General features: G+C 68.8%; 13 protein-coding genes and 1 pseudogene. 7 read left to right on the top strand and 7 right to left on the bottom strand.

The features are described 5' to 3' along the window. The first annotated feature begins 13 nt into the window (after positions 1-13). The 3 genes from ACI3KU_RS06190 (at position 14) to ACI3KU_RS06180 (ending at position 4,639) form a co-directional block, all read left to right on the top strand. A complete protein-coding gene (locus ACI3KU_RS06190) occupies positions 14-1,336 on the top strand; it encodes an ABC transporter substrate-binding protein (RefSeq protein WP_404921421.1) in 1,323 nt (440 codons plus the stop codon). 106 nt (positions 1,337-1,442) lie between these two features. Then, a complete protein-coding gene (locus tag ACI3KU_RS06185; protein ID WP_404921420.1) occupies positions 1,443-3,683 on the top strand; it encodes an FAD-dependent oxidoreductase in 2,241 nt (746 codons plus the stop codon). Positions 3,684-3,757: 74 nt separating this feature from the next. After that, entirely contained in the window at positions 3,758-4,639 is an 882-nt protein-coding gene (locus tag ACI3KU_RS06180) for a LacI family DNA-binding transcriptional regulator (RefSeq protein WP_404921419.1), read from the top strand. Between the two features lie 31 nt (positions 4,640-4,670). On the opposite strand, the gene ACI3KU_RS06175 is transcribed toward ACI3KU_RS06180, so the two are convergent. Continuing rightward, positions 4,671-5,456, bottom strand: a complete 786-nt coding sequence (locus ACI3KU_RS06175) for a DeoR/GlpR family DNA-binding transcription regulator (protein ID WP_404921418.1) — start codon at positions 5,454-5,456, stop codon at positions 4,671-4,673. 78 nt (positions 5,457-5,534) lie between these two features. Between ACI3KU_RS06175 and ACI3KU_RS06170 the strand changes: the two genes are divergently transcribed. Then, positions 5,535-6,524, top strand: coding sequence for an acetylxylan esterase (locus ACI3KU_RS06170; protein WP_404921417.1), 990 nt, complete (start codon positions 5,535-5,537; stop codon positions 6,522-6,524). Positions 6,525-6,537: 13 nt separating this feature from the next. Here ACI3KU_RS06170 and ACI3KU_RS06165 read toward each other — a convergent pair whose 3' ends face one another. Next, positions 6,538-7,296: a DUF1345 domain-containing protein gene (locus ACI3KU_RS06165; protein ID WP_404921416.1), complete on the bottom strand. Its 759-nt coding sequence runs from the start codon at positions 7,294-7,296 to the stop codon at positions 6,538-6,540. A 101-nt stretch (positions 7,297-7,397) separates the two neighbouring features. On the opposite strand from ACI3KU_RS06165, the gene ACI3KU_RS06160 reads away from it, so the two are divergent. Next, positions 7,398-8,255: a DsbA family protein gene (locus ACI3KU_RS06160; protein ID WP_404921415.1), complete on the top strand. Its 858-nt coding sequence runs from the start codon at positions 7,398-7,400 to the stop codon at positions 8,253-8,255. A 246-nt stretch (positions 8,256-8,501) separates the two neighbouring features. Here ACI3KU_RS06160 and ACI3KU_RS06155 read toward each other — a convergent pair whose 3' ends face one another. The 3 genes from ACI3KU_RS06155 to ACI3KU_RS06145 form a co-directional block, all read right to left on the bottom strand. After that, complete coding sequence (locus ACI3KU_RS06155) at positions 8,502-9,104, bottom strand: antibiotic biosynthesis monooxygenase (RefSeq protein WP_404921414.1); 603 nt, start codon at positions 9,102-9,104, stop codon at positions 8,502-8,504. 61 nt (positions 9,105-9,165) lie between these two features. Continuing rightward, complete coding sequence (locus ACI3KU_RS06150) at positions 9,166-9,723, bottom strand: nucleoside phosphorylase (protein ID WP_404921413.1); 558 nt, start codon at positions 9,721-9,723, stop codon at positions 9,166-9,168. A 218-nt stretch (positions 9,724-9,941) separates the two neighbouring features. Beyond that, positions 9,942-10,943 (bottom strand): YeiH family protein, encoded by a 1,002-nt coding sequence (locus ACI3KU_RS06145; RefSeq protein ID WP_404921412.1) that lies wholly within the window; start codon positions 10,941-10,943, stop codon positions 9,942-9,944. Positions 10,944-11,023: 80 nt separating this feature from the next. Between ACI3KU_RS06145 and ACI3KU_RS06140 the strand changes: the two genes are divergently transcribed. After that, positions 11,024-11,602 (top strand): hypothetical protein, encoded by a 579-nt coding sequence (locus tag ACI3KU_RS06140; protein ID WP_404921411.1) that lies wholly within the window; start codon positions 11,024-11,026, stop codon positions 11,600-11,602. Positions 11,603-11,642: 40 nt separating this feature from the next. On the opposite strand, the gene ACI3KU_RS06135 is transcribed toward ACI3KU_RS06140, so the two are convergent. Next, positions 11,643-12,164: an Lrp/AsnC family transcriptional regulator gene (locus tag ACI3KU_RS06135; protein ID WP_404921410.1), complete on the bottom strand. Its 522-nt coding sequence runs from the start codon at positions 12,162-12,164 to the stop codon at positions 11,643-11,645. 131 nt (positions 12,165-12,295) lie between these two features. Here ACI3KU_RS06135 and ald point away from each other — a divergent pair. Next, positions 12,296-13,376: pseudogene (gene ald / locus ACI3KU_RS06130) on the top strand (alanine dehydrogenase). A 176-nt stretch (positions 13,377-13,552) separates the two neighbouring features. Here ald and ACI3KU_RS06125 read toward each other — a convergent pair. Next, positions 13,553-14,209: a CatA-like O-acetyltransferase gene (locus tag ACI3KU_RS06125; RefSeq protein WP_404921409.1), complete on the bottom strand. Its 657-nt coding sequence runs from the start codon at positions 14,207-14,209 to the stop codon at positions 13,553-13,555.

The raw sequence follows: 14,209 nt of genomic DNA, 5'->3' as shown, positions 1-14,209 counted from the left end.
AAGAGGAGGACTCATGTCCGAGACCCCCGTGCTCCGCACGCCCATCACCCGCCGTCAGGCCCTCACCTGGCTCGGCCTCGGTGCCGCAGCCGCCACGCTCGCCGCGTGCGCTCCCACCGGATCCGGCGCCGCACCAGGCGCCGCCCTGTCCACGGGCAGCGCCGCCAAGCCGACGGACTTCTCGTTCGCCAGCTGGTCGCTGACCGAGGAGGCATCCGCCCCCGCCATCAAGGAGCTGCTCGCCGGATTCGAGTCGAAGGACTCCATCTCGATCAAGCAGACCTCGTTCCCCTACAACGAGTACTTCAACCAGCTGATGCTGCAGGTGCGCGGCGGGCAGTTCACCGGTGCCGCCCATGTCGACGTCGCCTGGTTGGCATCGCTCGCCGCCCTCGGCAAGCTGGCCGACGTCTCCGCGTTCACGAAGGGCCGCGGTTACACAGACTCGGCCCTGGAGGCCGCGCAGTACCAGGGCGTGCAGTATGCGTTCCCCTGGACGATCGGCGCGATCGGCCTCGTCACCAACTCCGAGATCCTCGGCAAGGCGGGCATCGACGCGAACGCCTTCCCCACCTCGATCGACGACTTCGAGGCCGCTCTGCTGAAGCTCAAGGGACTCAGCAACGGACTCATCCCGTACGCGGCGTCGACGAAGGCCGCACAGCTGAAGGACATCCTCATCTGGATGCAGACGTTCGGCTCGACCCTTGTGAAGGACGGCACCGTCACCATCGGCGACGACGCCAGCATCGAGGCGGTCACCTGGTACAAGAGCCTGTACGACCAGGGTCTGATCGCGGCCGACGTCGATCGCTTCGACGCTCGCTCGCTGTTCGCGCAGGGCCGTACGGCCATCTACGACGATGCTCCTGTCGGGCGCAGTTCCGTGCTCAAGGACTCGCCGGACGCGAGCCTCGCCGACAAGCTCGTCCCGGTTTCGCGTCCGGTGCTGAAGTCCGGCGACACTCCGCGGGCGCTGGTCTGGGGCGGCGCGATCGCCGTCATCACCGGCGCAGGATCGGAGACCGCCGCCGAGTTCGGTCAGTGGGCCACCAGCGACCTCGACACGGTGCTCGCCGACTACGCCAACCGCGGACTGCCGCCGGTCACCACCGAGGCGCTCACGTCCGAAGCCGTGACCTCGGACGCGTTCGGCGCGCTGTTCAGCGAGCGCATCACCGCCACCGCGACCACCAACCCGTTCTGGCAGTACCCGCAGTACGCGCAGATCGAGAGCGCGATCGCCGAGAAGGTGCAGGCCGTCATGGTCGGCTCCGCGACGCCCGCCGACGCGATGAAGGCCGCCGGCGAGGCCGCGCAGAAGCTGATCGCCTGACCCGGTGCCCGCCGGCGTGACGCGTCGGCGGGCACCCCTCCGATTTCGCACCACCGCTGCACCGTCCACAGAGACGCAGCATCCGTCCCGAAAGGACACCGCCATCATGCGCACCCAGACCGTCGAAGCCGACATCATCGTCGTCGGAGGAGGCCTGGCCGGTGTGAGCGCAGCCGTTGCCGCAGCGCGGCAGGGTCGCTCCGTCGCCCTCATCAACAACCGCCCCGTCCTCGGCGGCAACTCGTCCTCGGAGGTTCGTGTCTGGGTCTGCGGCGCCACCGCGCACGGCAACCAGCGCTGGGCTCGCGAGAGCGGGATCATCGGCGAGCTGTATGTCGAGAACCAGTTCCGAAACCCCGAGGGCAACCCCGTCTACTGGGATGACGTGGTGCTGGACACCGTGCGCCGCGAGAAGAACATCCGTCTCTTCCTGAACACCGAGGTGTCCGAGGTGGAGGCGTCGGGCCCTGAGGGCGCGCGCCGCATCGATGCGGTCACGGGGTGGACGATGGGCAGCGAGGTGCGCACCCGCTTCACCGCCCCGATCGTGCTGGACTGCACGGGCGACGGTCTTATCGGCGCCATCGCGGGCGCGCGCCACCGCCTCGGCAAGGAGGGCCGCGCGGAGTTCGGCGAGGAGTGGGCTCCCGAGGAGCCGGTGCGCGAGTTCCTCGGCTCCACGCTCCTCTTCTACACGAAGGATCTCGGCCGACCGGTCAAGTACGTGGCGCCCGATTCGGCCATCGATATCTCACGCACCCCGATCCCCACCTCGCGCGTCATCCGCTCCGGCGATTCCGGCGCGCACTACTGGTGGATCGAGTGGGGCGGTGAGCTGGACATCGTGGATGACAACGAGCGCATCCGCGATGAGCTGCGGGGTGTGATCCTCGGGATCTGGGACTACATCAAGAACTCCGGGCGCTTCGACGCCGACACCCTCACCCTCGAGTGGATCGGCAATCTGCCCGGCAAGCGCGAATACCGCCGCTTCATCGGCGACTACACGCTGACCCAGCAGGACGTGATCGATCAGACCGCGTTCGACGACGGAGTGGCCTTCGGCGGCTGGTCGATCGACCTGCACCCGGCGGCGGGGATGTATGCGGAGGGCGCGGGCGCACTGCAGCGCTTCTCCGATGGCCTCTTCGAGATCCCGTTCCGCTCGCTGTACTCGCAGAACGTCGAGAACCTGCTGTTCGCGGGTCGTGATGTCTCCGCCACGCACGTGGCCTTCGGCGCCGCGCGGGTCATGGCCACCTGCGCCGCCATGGGCGAGGCCGCAGGCACCGCCGCCGCGATGTGCATCGAGAGGGGCATCACGCCGCGCGAGCTGCACGACGATGCCCGCGAGGATCTGCGCCAGCGGCTCCTGCGCTGGGATGCGTCGGTGCTCGGCGTGCGAAACGAGGATGCGGAGGATCTCGCCCGCGCCGCGACCGTGACAGCGTCCGGTCATCGCGAGATCATCGCGGCGGGCGAGCCCGCGACCGCTGCGGAGCTGCCGCTGGCCGATGACCTCGGCATCGTGATCCCGGTGGATCCCGTGCTGGAATCCGTCCAGCTGTGGATCGCGGCGACCGAAGACACCACCCTGACCGTCGAGGTGTTCAGCACCGGGCGTCGGCAGAATGTGGTTCCCGCGCACCGCGAGCACACCGTGACGGTGCCGGTGTCGGCCGGCCCCGCGCGCTGGATCGATGTGCCTGCCGTCTTCGCACCGACCGAACCGCAGAACGCGGTGGTGGTGCTGCGTGCCAACCGGGCCATCACCGCGCACACCGATGCCCTCACGCCGGGCACCCTCACGCTGGTGCACCGCCTCGACAGCGACGACCAGAACGTGTCGATCAGCACCGACGAGCTCCTTGTGCAGTGGCCCACCAAGCCTCTGCGCGGGCGGGCGATCGTGTTCCGCGCCGAGCCGGCGTCTCGCAGCCTCGCTCCCGAACGCGCGGTCGGCGGCTATCAGCGTCCATTCGGCGGCCCGAACCTGTGGGCGTCCGCGCCGCTCGCCGACGGCGATGCCGAGCTGCGCCTGGACTGGGATGCCGCCGTGACCGCGCGCGAGGTGCGCCTCGTCTTCGACGACGACGTGGATCTGGAGCTGAACACCCTGCACCATCACCGCAGTCCTCATGAGGTCCTCCCGCAGCTCGTGCGCGATTACCGCATCGAAACGCACGACGAAGCGGGGTGGCACACGGTGATCGAGGTGGCCGACAACCGCCACCGCCACCGGATCCACCCGCTGCCGTCCGCACCGTTTGACGCGCTGCGCGTCGTCGTCACGGCGACCAACGGCGCCCCGGAGGCACGCATCGTCGCGCTGCGGGTGCAGTCATGACGCGGGTGCCAGGCCGGACCGCTACGGTGAGTGCAAGAGCGGCATCCCGAGCGGCCGCGTCGAGGAGCGGGGCAGTGAGCGCAGCAGCACAGGGTGATCTTCCCCAGCGCCGTCGGCGCACCGGAGTCATCGCCCTCGCCGTGCCCAACCTGGAGGAGCCGTACTTCGCCGAGTTGACCGCGCTGCTGTGCCGGCGCGCGAACGACCGCGGCCTCGCCATCCTCATCCAGCAGACCGAGGGTGATCACGAGCGCGAGGTGGACATCGCGAATGGCGTCGGTCTTCCCGACACCGACGGACTGATCCACATCCCCCGCGCCCTCACCGTCGCCGACCTCACTCGTCGCACGTCCCCGGGGCCGCTGGTGCTCCTGGGCGAGCACATCAAGATCAGCCCGTTCACGCACATCACCATCGACAACCGTCGGGCGGCTGCGGACGCCACAGCGCACCTGGCAGACGTCGGCCGCCGCCGTGTCGCGTTCATCGGGCCACGCGATTCCCGGCCGTCGGATGCGGCCGATCAGCGCTACGCCGGCTATCGCGAGGCGGTCGCCGCACACGATCTGGCCACGGACGCGGAGCTGACCGTGTCGGTGGACGCGTTCACCGCGGCTGAGGGAGCGCGCGGTGTCGCGCAGCTGTTGGCTTCGGGGGCGACGTTCGACGGCGTGTTCTGCTCCAACGACTCGATCGCGTTCGGCGTGATCAGCGCGCTGCAGGGCGCGGGACTCCGTGTGCCCGAGGATGTGGCCGTGATCGGCATCGACGGCGTCCGCGCGACCGAGTTCGCGTCCCCGCCGCTGTCCACGGTCGCCCCGGACAAGGATGCGATCGCGTCGGCGGCGCTGGACGAGCTGGACCGCCAGATGCGCACGCCCCCCGGGCGCGACATGCCGGTGCAGCACGTCACGGTGATGACGCGCGTCATCGCCCGCGCCAGCACCGGGCGGTGAACGTCAGATTCGTCGGGGCTGGGGCCCGGCGTCAGGAGACCTCGGCCACCCGGACGTCGGCGATGAGCCCGCGCAGCACGTCCAACCCGCCCTCCGACATTCCGGAGTCAGTGATGATCCGATCGGCCTGGCCGAGCTCGATCACGGTGGTGAGACTCACCACGCCCCATTTGCCGTGGTCGGCCAGCAGTACGGCCTCGCGACCCGCCGCAGCGAGCGCGCGGTCGGTCTCCGCCTCCAGCAGATTGGCCGTGGTGAGTCCCGCGTGTGCGTCGACTCCGGTGGCGCTGAGGAACACGATGTCGCAGTGCAGGTGCTCCAGCGCGCGCACCGCGACGGGCCCCACGAACGAGTCGGCGGGCGTGCGCACGCCGCCGGTGAGCACCACGGTCTGCAGATACGGCTCATCGGCACGCTGCGGGCGCGCGAAAAGATCGGCCACCGGGAGCGAGTTCGTGACGATGGTGAGGTCGGCGATCGCGCGCAGCTCCTGTGCGAGCACCCAGGTCGTGGTGCTCCCCGACAGCCCGATCACCATGCCGGGTTCGACGAGCCGCCTGGCCTCGCGGGCGATCGCGCGCTTCTCCTCGATCATGCGCGCGCGTCGCGCCTCGATCGTGGTGCTCACGGTGGCACCGTGCTCGATGGTCGCGCCACCACGAACTTTGCGCAGGCGCCCCTCCGCCGCGAGCGCATCGATATCGCGGCGCACGGTCATCGCACTGACGTCGAGTTCCGCGATGAGTTCTGCGACAGTGGCCGCACCTCGACGACGCACCGCGTCGATCAGCTGCGCCCTGCGTTCCTCGACGAGCACTCGGACTCCTTCTTCCACCTGCCTCGGCCAGTCTGCCATGCGCGTGCTGCCGGGCTCACCGACCCCGGAGGTGCGTCGATGATCGCCGCCGACTACCCGACCTGGTTTCCCGACGAGGAGATCGACGGCACCTACGGCTTCGATGAGGGGGCGCTCCGGCGCGTGGCCCCGGTTCCCGCGCCGGAGGGGTTCGCCGCACTCTGGCGGGGGTGGAACGCTCGGATCCGAGCCGTTGCTCCGCGCTTCGAGGCGGGCGAGTACGCGTCGTTCGGAACTCATGAGGCTGCCGAGATCCGCTACACCGCCGGCGACGGCACGGTGCTGGGCGCCTGGATCGCGCGTCCCCGGGATCGTGCGCCGCGGGTCGTCGTGGTGCATTCGCACGGCTACGGCGGTCGGGAGCGGCCCGAATTCGCGCGTGTTCCCGACGACGCCGCCGTCGTGTTCCCGCTGGCGCGGGGGCTCGGCGCTCTCAACACCGGCGTCGGCGCTCCGTCGGAGCGGGACGAGCACGTCCTGTTCGGCATAGACGATCCGCAGAGTTACGTGCTGGGGGCCTGCGTTCGGGATCTGTGGCTGACGCAGAACATCGCCGATGAACTCTGGGGTCCGCTGCCGCACTACCTGGTGGGCGAGAGCTTCGGCGGCGGTGTCGGCGCGCTGGCGCTGCCGTGGGACGACCGGTTCATCGGGGCGACTCTCGTGGTGCCGAGCTTCGGACAGTACGACGAGCGGCTCGTGGCTCCCTGTCATGGCAGTGGAGAGGCGGTGCGCCGGTATGCGGCCGAGCACCCCGAGGCGCGGGGCGTGCTTCGTCTCTTCGACGCGTCCAGCGCCGCGACCTTCGCCCGCGTACCGGTGCGGATCGAGGCGGCGCTCTGGGACGCGCATGTCCCGCCGCCGGGCCAGTTCGGGGTGGCCGCTGGCTTCCGAGATCGGGAACTGATGGTGCTGCCCGCCGGGCACGCCGAGTACCCCGGGCTCACCGAGGTGCGGCAGCGCGCGATCGCGGGCGGTGTGGATCACCTGCACCGCAGCGTCGCGCGTGTGAGCTCAGACCCGCGCTGACGCGGAACGAGCGTCAGCTCCCGCCCGCCGACATGATCGTGTTGAACGAGAGCGCGATGATCAGGGCGTTCAGAAGGAACGACAGCACCGAGTGCAGTGTCGCCGTCCATCGTGTTCGGGAGTTGAGGATGCTGACGTCGGAAGCCGCGAAGGTCATGCCGAGCGTGTAGGCGAAGTAGACGTGGTCCACGAGAGTCGGCGCGGGGGTATCGGGGAAGTCGAGTACACGTTCGGGCCAGACCGCCTCCGAGCGGTGGGCATAGATCTGAGCGAAGCCCCAGTGCAGCATTCCCCAGGCGAGGATCATCGCCCACACGCCCACGATCTTCACGAGGAGTGTGCCACCGAGATCGTCCGGGGTGACTCCGAGGAGGAGGCCGATAGAAGTCCTCTTGCCGAACATGATGACGGTGAGCGCTGCAGTGACACCGATCGTCGCTGGCACGACGGTGAACGCGACGGTGAGGATGGAACGCAAACGCACGAATCCGTCGGGCATCGGTGCCCGCTCCCCCACGGCCGCGGCTCCGCGACGGGCCATCCGCCCCAGTACGGTCATCGCGATGATGGCATAGGTCGTAGCGAGGAGGCACCACACCAGGAGCGCGTCGACCAGGCCAGGGTCCCAGATCACGGCGTAGACACCCACCGCGGCGATCCCCAACTGCACCACCCAGTGCAGGATCGTCTTCAGCATTCGCCGGGGCGGGCGGGGTGCGCGCTGCTGGCGGCGGAGCTGTCGCTTCGAGACGCGTGCGCGGGTTCGGGCCATGCGACAAGTGAAGCGGACGAAGGGACAACGCGACGCCGACACGCGCACGGTTTTCCGCCAGGTCGGCCATGGTTCAATGACTCGACGGAGGAGGTCCCCCAATGGCCAAGCGCCCCAACCGCGCTCAGACGGAGAACCGCATGGCGGCAGAGGCTCGTGAGGCGGCGAAGCGCACGCAGGAGTTGGCCGCGAAGGGCATGCGCCGGCGCCGCGTCATCATCTCCTCCAGCGTTGCCGCGGCGATCGTGCTGATCCTCGGGGGCGTGGCGCTGGGAATCGCGCTGAAGCCGAAGGACATCGTCACCACTGACGCCGGCCCGGCCAACATGGCCTCCTGGGGCATCGCGCTCACCGGTAGCGACGGCAACATCACGGCTGTGCGTACCGACGCGACCGCCGCGACCGCCTCACCCGAGGCTACCGAGTGGACGGGCGACGACGCCGACAAGAAGCACGTGCAGCTCTACCTCGACTGGGCCTGCCCCGCCTGCAAGGCATTCGAGGAGCAGAACGCAGACCTGCTGACCGACGCTGTCGCCTCGGGCGAGATCACCCTGGAACTGTTCCCGCTCGCGGTGGTGGATCGCGCGTACAGCACCGACTACGCCACCCGTGGCGCGAACGCCGCCGCGTGCGTGGCGGACCTCGCCCCGGACTCCTTCCTCGACGTGCAGGAGCGCATGTTCGCCGCTCAGCCCGCCGAAGGCACGGCCGGACTGAGCAATGAGGACATGATCCGCATCATCGGCGAAGCCGGGGTGACGGACCCTGAGCTCGCGACGTGCGTCACCGACGGCACCTACCGCGGCTGGGTGGAGGCGGCGACCAACCGCGTAGCGCAGGACGAGTCACTGCGCACCACGATTGAGGGCCGCACGGCGTTCTACACGCCCACCCTCGCCACCGACGGCAAGCCCTGGGATCGCGAGGGCACCGTCGCGGACTACCTCACCCGCTGACCCCCGCACGGTGACCCCCACGCGCTGCGGTGCGGTGCGGTCGATCATCGCGTCCCGCTGACCCCCGTGCTGGCCAGGCTCGACGCCTCTCATCATCGCGTCCTCTCGCCGCCATCTCACCGCGGCCCGTTTCTCATCCCGCGAGACTTCCGTCTGTGGGCGAGAATCCACGCAACGCGGCGATTGTCGCCCACAGAGGGAAGTCTCGCGGGCCTCGACGGGGACTCAGCCGAGCGGGACGAGTGATCAGCGCTGCAGCCAGCCGCGCAGCAGTCGCGTGACGGCGGGCAGCACCCAGTACGCCATGATCGGCGTGAGCATCAGAGTGGTGATCAGCACGCGCAGGACCAGCGGCAGTTCCGTGAATCCCGGGATGAAGCCGAGCAGGAACGTCGCGAGCAGGTTCACGGGGAAGAAGCCGAGCCAGATGGTCGTGGCCTGCTTCCACCGCGGCGGGACGACCGGCTGAACCGCCACCGATCCGGTCGCGAGCGACTGCGTCACGCGCGTCTCGATGCCTGTCGCCTGGGCGGCATCGAACCAGCCCTCGGTCCCCGTGCGTCGTTCTACTCGAACCTCGCGCGCGAACGCGTTGCCGGAATCCAGCCACCACGTGCGCTGCGGCGACGTCTCCCACTTCTCCAGGGTCGCGATGTCGCGGAAGCGATACAGCATGTACCAGAGCTCGCTGCCCTCACCGGCGCGCACCCACCCGGACCCGAGAAACCCCGGGAACGTGGCGGCGAGGTCGGTTCCCGCCTGCATCCAGCTGGTCGCCTCGATCGCGCGCTCGGGGTCAATCCGACGCTCGATGGCCACGGTGATGGGCTCAAGCGCGCTTTCTGTCATGCTTCCATTCTGAAGCATGAGCAGAGCGCTCAGGTCGAGCGTTACTCAGATGACAAACTGTTCAGATGCCGTACTCGCGCTGGAACCACTCCCACAGCTGCGCCGAGCACGCGGCGACGACCACGTCCCACTCGAGGAAGGCTCCCTCGTCGGCGGCGTCCGACACGGAGCGGATCACACGGATCGGCACGCCATACTGCTGTGCGACCCAGATGTAGACGTAGGTCTCCATGTCGATCAGCGAGGCGCCCAGCGCCAGCACGGTCGCCTGGCCCGCGGCCGTGTCGACGAAGTGGTCGCCGGTCGCGATCACCTCGCCGGGTCGGCCAGTCTCCATACGCGACGGCAACGTGACGTGCTGACCGACAACGTGGTCGCCATCCCAGACGTCGTGCTGCACTGCGGCGGCGATCTCGTGCACGCCCCCCTGCAGTTCCGGCACGACCGCGCCGGCGGTTCCCAGCACGACGATCTCCTCATACTCACCGCGCTCCAGCGCCCGGGTGAGGCCGTGGGCGGCCTTCAGCTTGCCCGCGCCCGTGACGACGCGCTCGAATCCGTCGATGTGCTCCGGGAACGCGACGAGTTCGACATCCAGGGCGGCGAGGAGAAGCTTCATGCTTCCATCGTCCCATCTCGTGGGGGACGTTTTGTCCCCCAAAGATCCGACACGATCTGGCTGTGACGGGCACGCTGGGCTTGCTAGCGTTGAGTCATCGCACTGAGCAATACCGCGAATCGAATGCAGGGGGCTTCGAGGGTCGGTGACGTTCAGGGGGGTGCGAGAACGGCCGGCCGCGTGGGAAACCACGCGAGCCGGCCTCGGTCTTTTTCCGGCTACCGCAACAGCAGGATCGCGATCACCGCCGTCACCGTGACCACGATCCACAGCAGCCCGCCGAGCACCAGCGGACGCAGGCCGGCGCTGCGGAAGCCGGCGATGTCCGTGGACAGACCGATCGCCGCCATCGCCATCGCGATGAGGAACATCGCCGCCGCGCTGATCGGCGCCAGCGCAGCGTCGGGGATCACGCCGATCGACCGCACGAGCGACGCGACCAGGAATCCGATCAGGAACCAGGGCACCAACGTGAGGATGCCACGCGGCGTGAATGCCACACGCGAACCCTCTCGCCGCGCCGTGTGGATCGCGAGGCCGATGCTGATCGGGATGATCATCAGCGTGCGCACGAGTTTCACCACCACGGCGAACCCGAGCGCCGCTGTGCCGTAGATTCCCGCCGTCGCGACCACCGACGACGTGTCATTGACCGCGGTCCCCGCGAAGAGCCCGAACTCGTGCTGTGTGAAGCCGAGCAGACGACCGAGCGGCGGGAAGAGCAGAACGGCGAGCACGTTGAAGAGGAAGATCGTCGACACGGCGTACGCGATGGACGCGTTCCGCGCCTTGATCACCGGCGACACAGCGGCGATGGCCGAGGCACCACAGATCGCGGTGCCGACGCCGATGAGCACGGCGAGATCCGACTCCACGCGCAGCAGGCGGCTGAGGATCCACGCGGCGAGCAGACAGACGATGAGCGTGGAGATCATCACGGGGAACGACTCGACGCCCACCTTCGCCACCTGCGCCAGGGAGAGCTGACTGCCGAGCAGCACCACGGCGATCTGCATCACCATCTTGCTGGAGAACTTCAGACCCGCGGCGAACGGCCCACCCGGGCGGCGGATCAGGGCGATCACGACGCCGATGACGATCGCGGGCAGAGCAGACCCGACAAGCGGGACGAAGGCGCCGATCACCGTCGCCACGGCCGCGATGCCCGCAGCGAGCAGCATCCCGGGGATCTTCGCGGTCACGTCGCGCATCTGTGCCATTACTCCATCGTGGTCCGGCGGCGGCTGCGCGCACCGCCGCATCGCCGGGCGGGGGTGCACTCGCGTGACAGACTCGTGCCATGGCGACATGCGAGTGGACGGTGCGCGATGGACGTGCCGAACTCGCGATGACGGCGCTGCGCGCCCGGGCGCTCGCGATGCAGACGATCCTCGGAATAGCGCTGGGCCTCGCATTCGCCGCGGCGATCGTCGCTTTCGTCATCGTGGACGCGCGCGGCGGCGTGATCGGCCCGCAACCGCTCCTGCTCCTCGGCGGGTCGGTCTTCCTCGTCATCGCGGGCCTGGTGATCGTCTTCGCCCGCCCGTTCCGACGTCCGGGCGTGCTGTCGATCAGTTCCGGATCGATCCGCTGGACCGACTCTCGCGGCGATATCCTCGTCCCGCTTGCCCGAGTGCGGACTATCGCGGTGCGGCGACGCTTCATCCCCGGAATCGATGTGGAAACGGCAGCGGAAACGTGGGGGCTTCGGACGTCAGCCTCGGTTCTGGACGATGCCCGCGATGACATGCGTCCGCTGTCAGCCCGCGCGCGACGGTATCTCGATGAGGCCGGCTTCGCCCCTCACCCGCGGGGTCAGGTCACCGTGTGGCGGCGCGACGGGACAGCCGACGATCCGACAGTCACCGCACGAGCGTAGGGCGAGGCGTCTCCTCGTGCCTGACTCGACGCGAGGCGACTCAACGGAACGGTGCCGCGACCGCGTTGCGGTGATAGTCGAAGATAAGGCTCGTGCGCGTCGACGCCACACTCGGCTGTGCCGACAGATGCTCCACCACGAACGCCCGCACCGCAGACGAATCCGGCACCGCGATGTGAATCAGGAAATCGTCCGCCCCACCCAGGAAGAACAGCTGGATCACCTGCGGCAGACCCCGGATCGCATCCGCGAACGCCTCGATCGACTCCTGACGCGATCCGCCGCGCAGCGTCACTCCGATGATCGCCTGTAGCCCCCGCCCGAGCACCGCCTGATCCACACCGGCGTGGAATCCCGTGATGACGCCCCTTTCGAGCAGCGAGCGAGTACGGGCGTGAGCGGTAGATGCAGCGACCCCGAGCGCGCCCGCAAGCTCCGCATTGGTCATGCGACCGTCGCGGGAGAGGAGCTGGACGATGCGGCGATCCGTCTCATCCAGTTCGACGGTACGAACCTCAGTCGATCGAACAGGATTCGGTCCAGAACTCGCAGACGGTGCCATTTTCCGAATCCTACGCCTCATCATCGAATCAACTCCGATGATCCTTCATGGGATCTCCCGTCGCGACGAATGTTCTGCGATCCTCGAAGCACGCGCAAACAGCGCGATCGCGTCAGCCAATGGAGGCCATCATGCGTGTGGGGATCCCCGCCGAGGTCAAGAACAACGAGAATCGCGTCGCCATCACCCCGGCCGGCGTCGATGCTCTCGTCCACCGCGGACACGAGGTGCTGGTGCAGACCGGCGCCGGCGTCGGCTCCAGCATCACGGACGACATGTACGTCGCGGCTGGTGCAGCCATCGTCCCCACCGCGGGCGACGCCTGGGGCGCCGACCTCGTGGTCAAGGTGAAGGAGCCGGTGTCCTCCGAGTACGGCTTCCTCCGCGACCAGGTGCTCTTCACCTACCTCCACCTCGCTGCCGACCGCCCGCTCACCGAAGCGCTCCTCGCCGCAGGCACCACGGCCATCGCCTACGAAACCGTCCAGCTTCCCGATCGCACGCTCCCCCTCCTCTCCCCCGATGAGCGAGGTCGCTGGTCGCCTGTCGATCGTGGTCGGTTCGCACACGCTGATGCGAGCGTCAGGCGGACGCGGAGCGCTGATGGGCGGCATCGCGGGCACGCCGAACGCGAAGGTCGTCGTGATCGGCGGTGGCGTCGCGGGCGAGCACGCCGCGGCCACCGCGCTCGGGATGGGTGCCGATGTCACCGTGATCGACATCTCCCTGCCGCGACTGCGCGACCTGGAGCGTCGCTTCGACGGCCGCATCGAGACCCGCGTCTCCAACCGGTGGGAGATCGCCGATCAGGTGAGCCGCGCCGATCTCGTCATCGGCTCGGTCCTGATCCCGGGAGCCTCGGCCCCCAAGCTCGTCACAGACGAGATGGTCAGCACCATGAAGAAGGGCGCGGTGCTCGTGGATATCGCGATCGATCAGGGCGGCTGCTTCGAGGGCTCACACCCGACCACCCACGACGACCCGACCTTCGCCGTGCACGACACCGTGTACTACTGCGTCGCGAACATGCCGGGCGCCGTTCCCGAGACCTCGACCCGCGCGCTGACCAACGCGACGCTGCCGTATCTGGTCGCACTGGCCGACAAGGGGTGGGAGCAGGCGTTCGCCGCGGACGCCGCCCTCGCGGCGGGGCTGAACACCCACGCCGGCGCGATCACCAACCCCGCAGTCGCCGCGGCGTTCGCTCACTGATCCCACGAGGTCCGAGCGGGCGGACCCGCGCGCCGGAGATCTCGAGTCCGGACCCCGCGAAACTTCCGCCTGTGGGCGAGAATCACCGCAACGCGCCGATTGTCACCCACAGACGGAAGTCTCGCGGGTTGCCGCAGTCACCGACGAAGCCCGCCGGGCTACCGACGGAGTGTAAGTCAGGCGTCGACCCACACCGGGTCCGACAGGAGCTCCTGCAGCTCGTTCACGAGGCGTGAGGTGTGGAACCCGTCAGCGGCGGCGTGATGGATCTGGATCGCCAACGGCAGCAGCGTCCGCCCCTCGCGCTCCACGTATCGCCCGAGCGTGAAGATCGGCGCGAGGTGGCGCAGACCACCCTCGATCTGCAGCGTGAACCCGGTGAAAGACGCCCACGGCAGACTCGACACGTCGAACGAGTTGGGCGATGGGGCACCGAGCGGGAAGAACGTCTCCGCACTCGCCGCGTCCTGCAGCAGCGGAGCAGCGGCATCGTGGAAGGCTCCGAAGTCGGCGTCGTAGGCCACCGGAACGCACGCGAACGTCTCGCGCGCGGCGTTGAACACGGTGAACGCCGGATCGGACACCGGCCAGATCGCGGGCGTCCCGTCATCGGTGATCGTCATGCGGAACTCGTCGTGGCGGTTCACGACGTTCGCGATGGCCCAGACTTGGGCGAGGTAGGTCTTCCGGTCCGAACGGCCGAGCGCCTCGACGAATGCCGTGACATCCAGCTCCACGGTCATTGCGTAACTGCACGGCGACAGGCGCCAGTAGTGCTCGAAATGCTCGCGGCGCGGCCACGTGGCGAGGTCGACGGGAACGGGTTGCCTCAT

Origin of the sequence: Microbacterium sp. ZW T5_56 (assembly GCF_044987425.1) — a bacterium.
Lineage (GTDB): Bacteria > Actinomycetota > Actinomycetes > Actinomycetales > Microbacteriaceae > Microbacterium.
This window is presented reverse-complemented; position numbering and strand designations above follow the sequence as displayed.

Excerpts from the sequence above, each read along its gene's own strand:
- ACI3KU_RS06140 (WP_404921411.1), top strand. The coding sequence starts at position 11,024 with ATGGCGACATGCGAGTGGACGGTGCGCGATGGACGTGCCGAACTCGCG.
- ACI3KU_RS06145 (WP_404921412.1), bottom strand. The coding sequence starts at position 10,943 with ATGGCACAGATGCGCGACGTGACCGCGAAGATCCCCGGGATGCTGCTC.
- ACI3KU_RS06170 (WP_404921417.1), top strand. The coding sequence starts at position 5,535 with ATGATCGCCGCCGACTACCCGACCTGGTTTCCCGACGAGGAGATCGAC.
- ACI3KU_RS06185 (WP_404921420.1), top strand. The coding sequence starts at position 1,443 with ATGCGCACCCAGACCGTCGAAGCCGACATCATCGTCGTCGGAGGAGGC.
- ACI3KU_RS06150 (WP_404921413.1), bottom strand. The coding sequence starts at position 9,723 with ATGAAGCTTCTCCTCGCCGCCCTGGATGTCGAACTCGTCGCGTTCCCG.
- ACI3KU_RS06155 (WP_404921414.1), bottom strand. The coding sequence starts at position 9,104 with ATGACAGAAAGCGCGCTTGAGCCCATCACCGTGGCCATCGAGCGTCGG.
- ACI3KU_RS06165 (WP_404921416.1), bottom strand. The coding sequence starts at position 7,296 with ATGGCCCGAACCCGCGCACGCGTCTCGAAGCGACAGCTCCGCCGCCAG.
- ACI3KU_RS06190 (WP_404921421.1), top strand. The coding sequence starts at position 14 with ATGTCCGAGACCCCCGTGCTCCGCACGCCCATCACCCGCCGTCAGGCC.
- ACI3KU_RS06135 (WP_404921410.1), bottom strand. The coding sequence starts at position 12,164 with ATGGCACCGTCTGCGAGTTCTGGACCGAATCCTGTTCGATCGACTGAG.
- ACI3KU_RS06160 (WP_404921415.1), top strand. The coding sequence starts at position 7,398 with ATGGCCAAGCGCCCCAACCGCGCTCAGACGGAGAACCGCATGGCGGCA.
- ACI3KU_RS06125 (WP_404921409.1), bottom strand. The coding sequence starts at position 14,209 with ATGAGGCAACCCGTTCCCGTCGACCTCGCCACGTGGCCGCGCCGCGAG.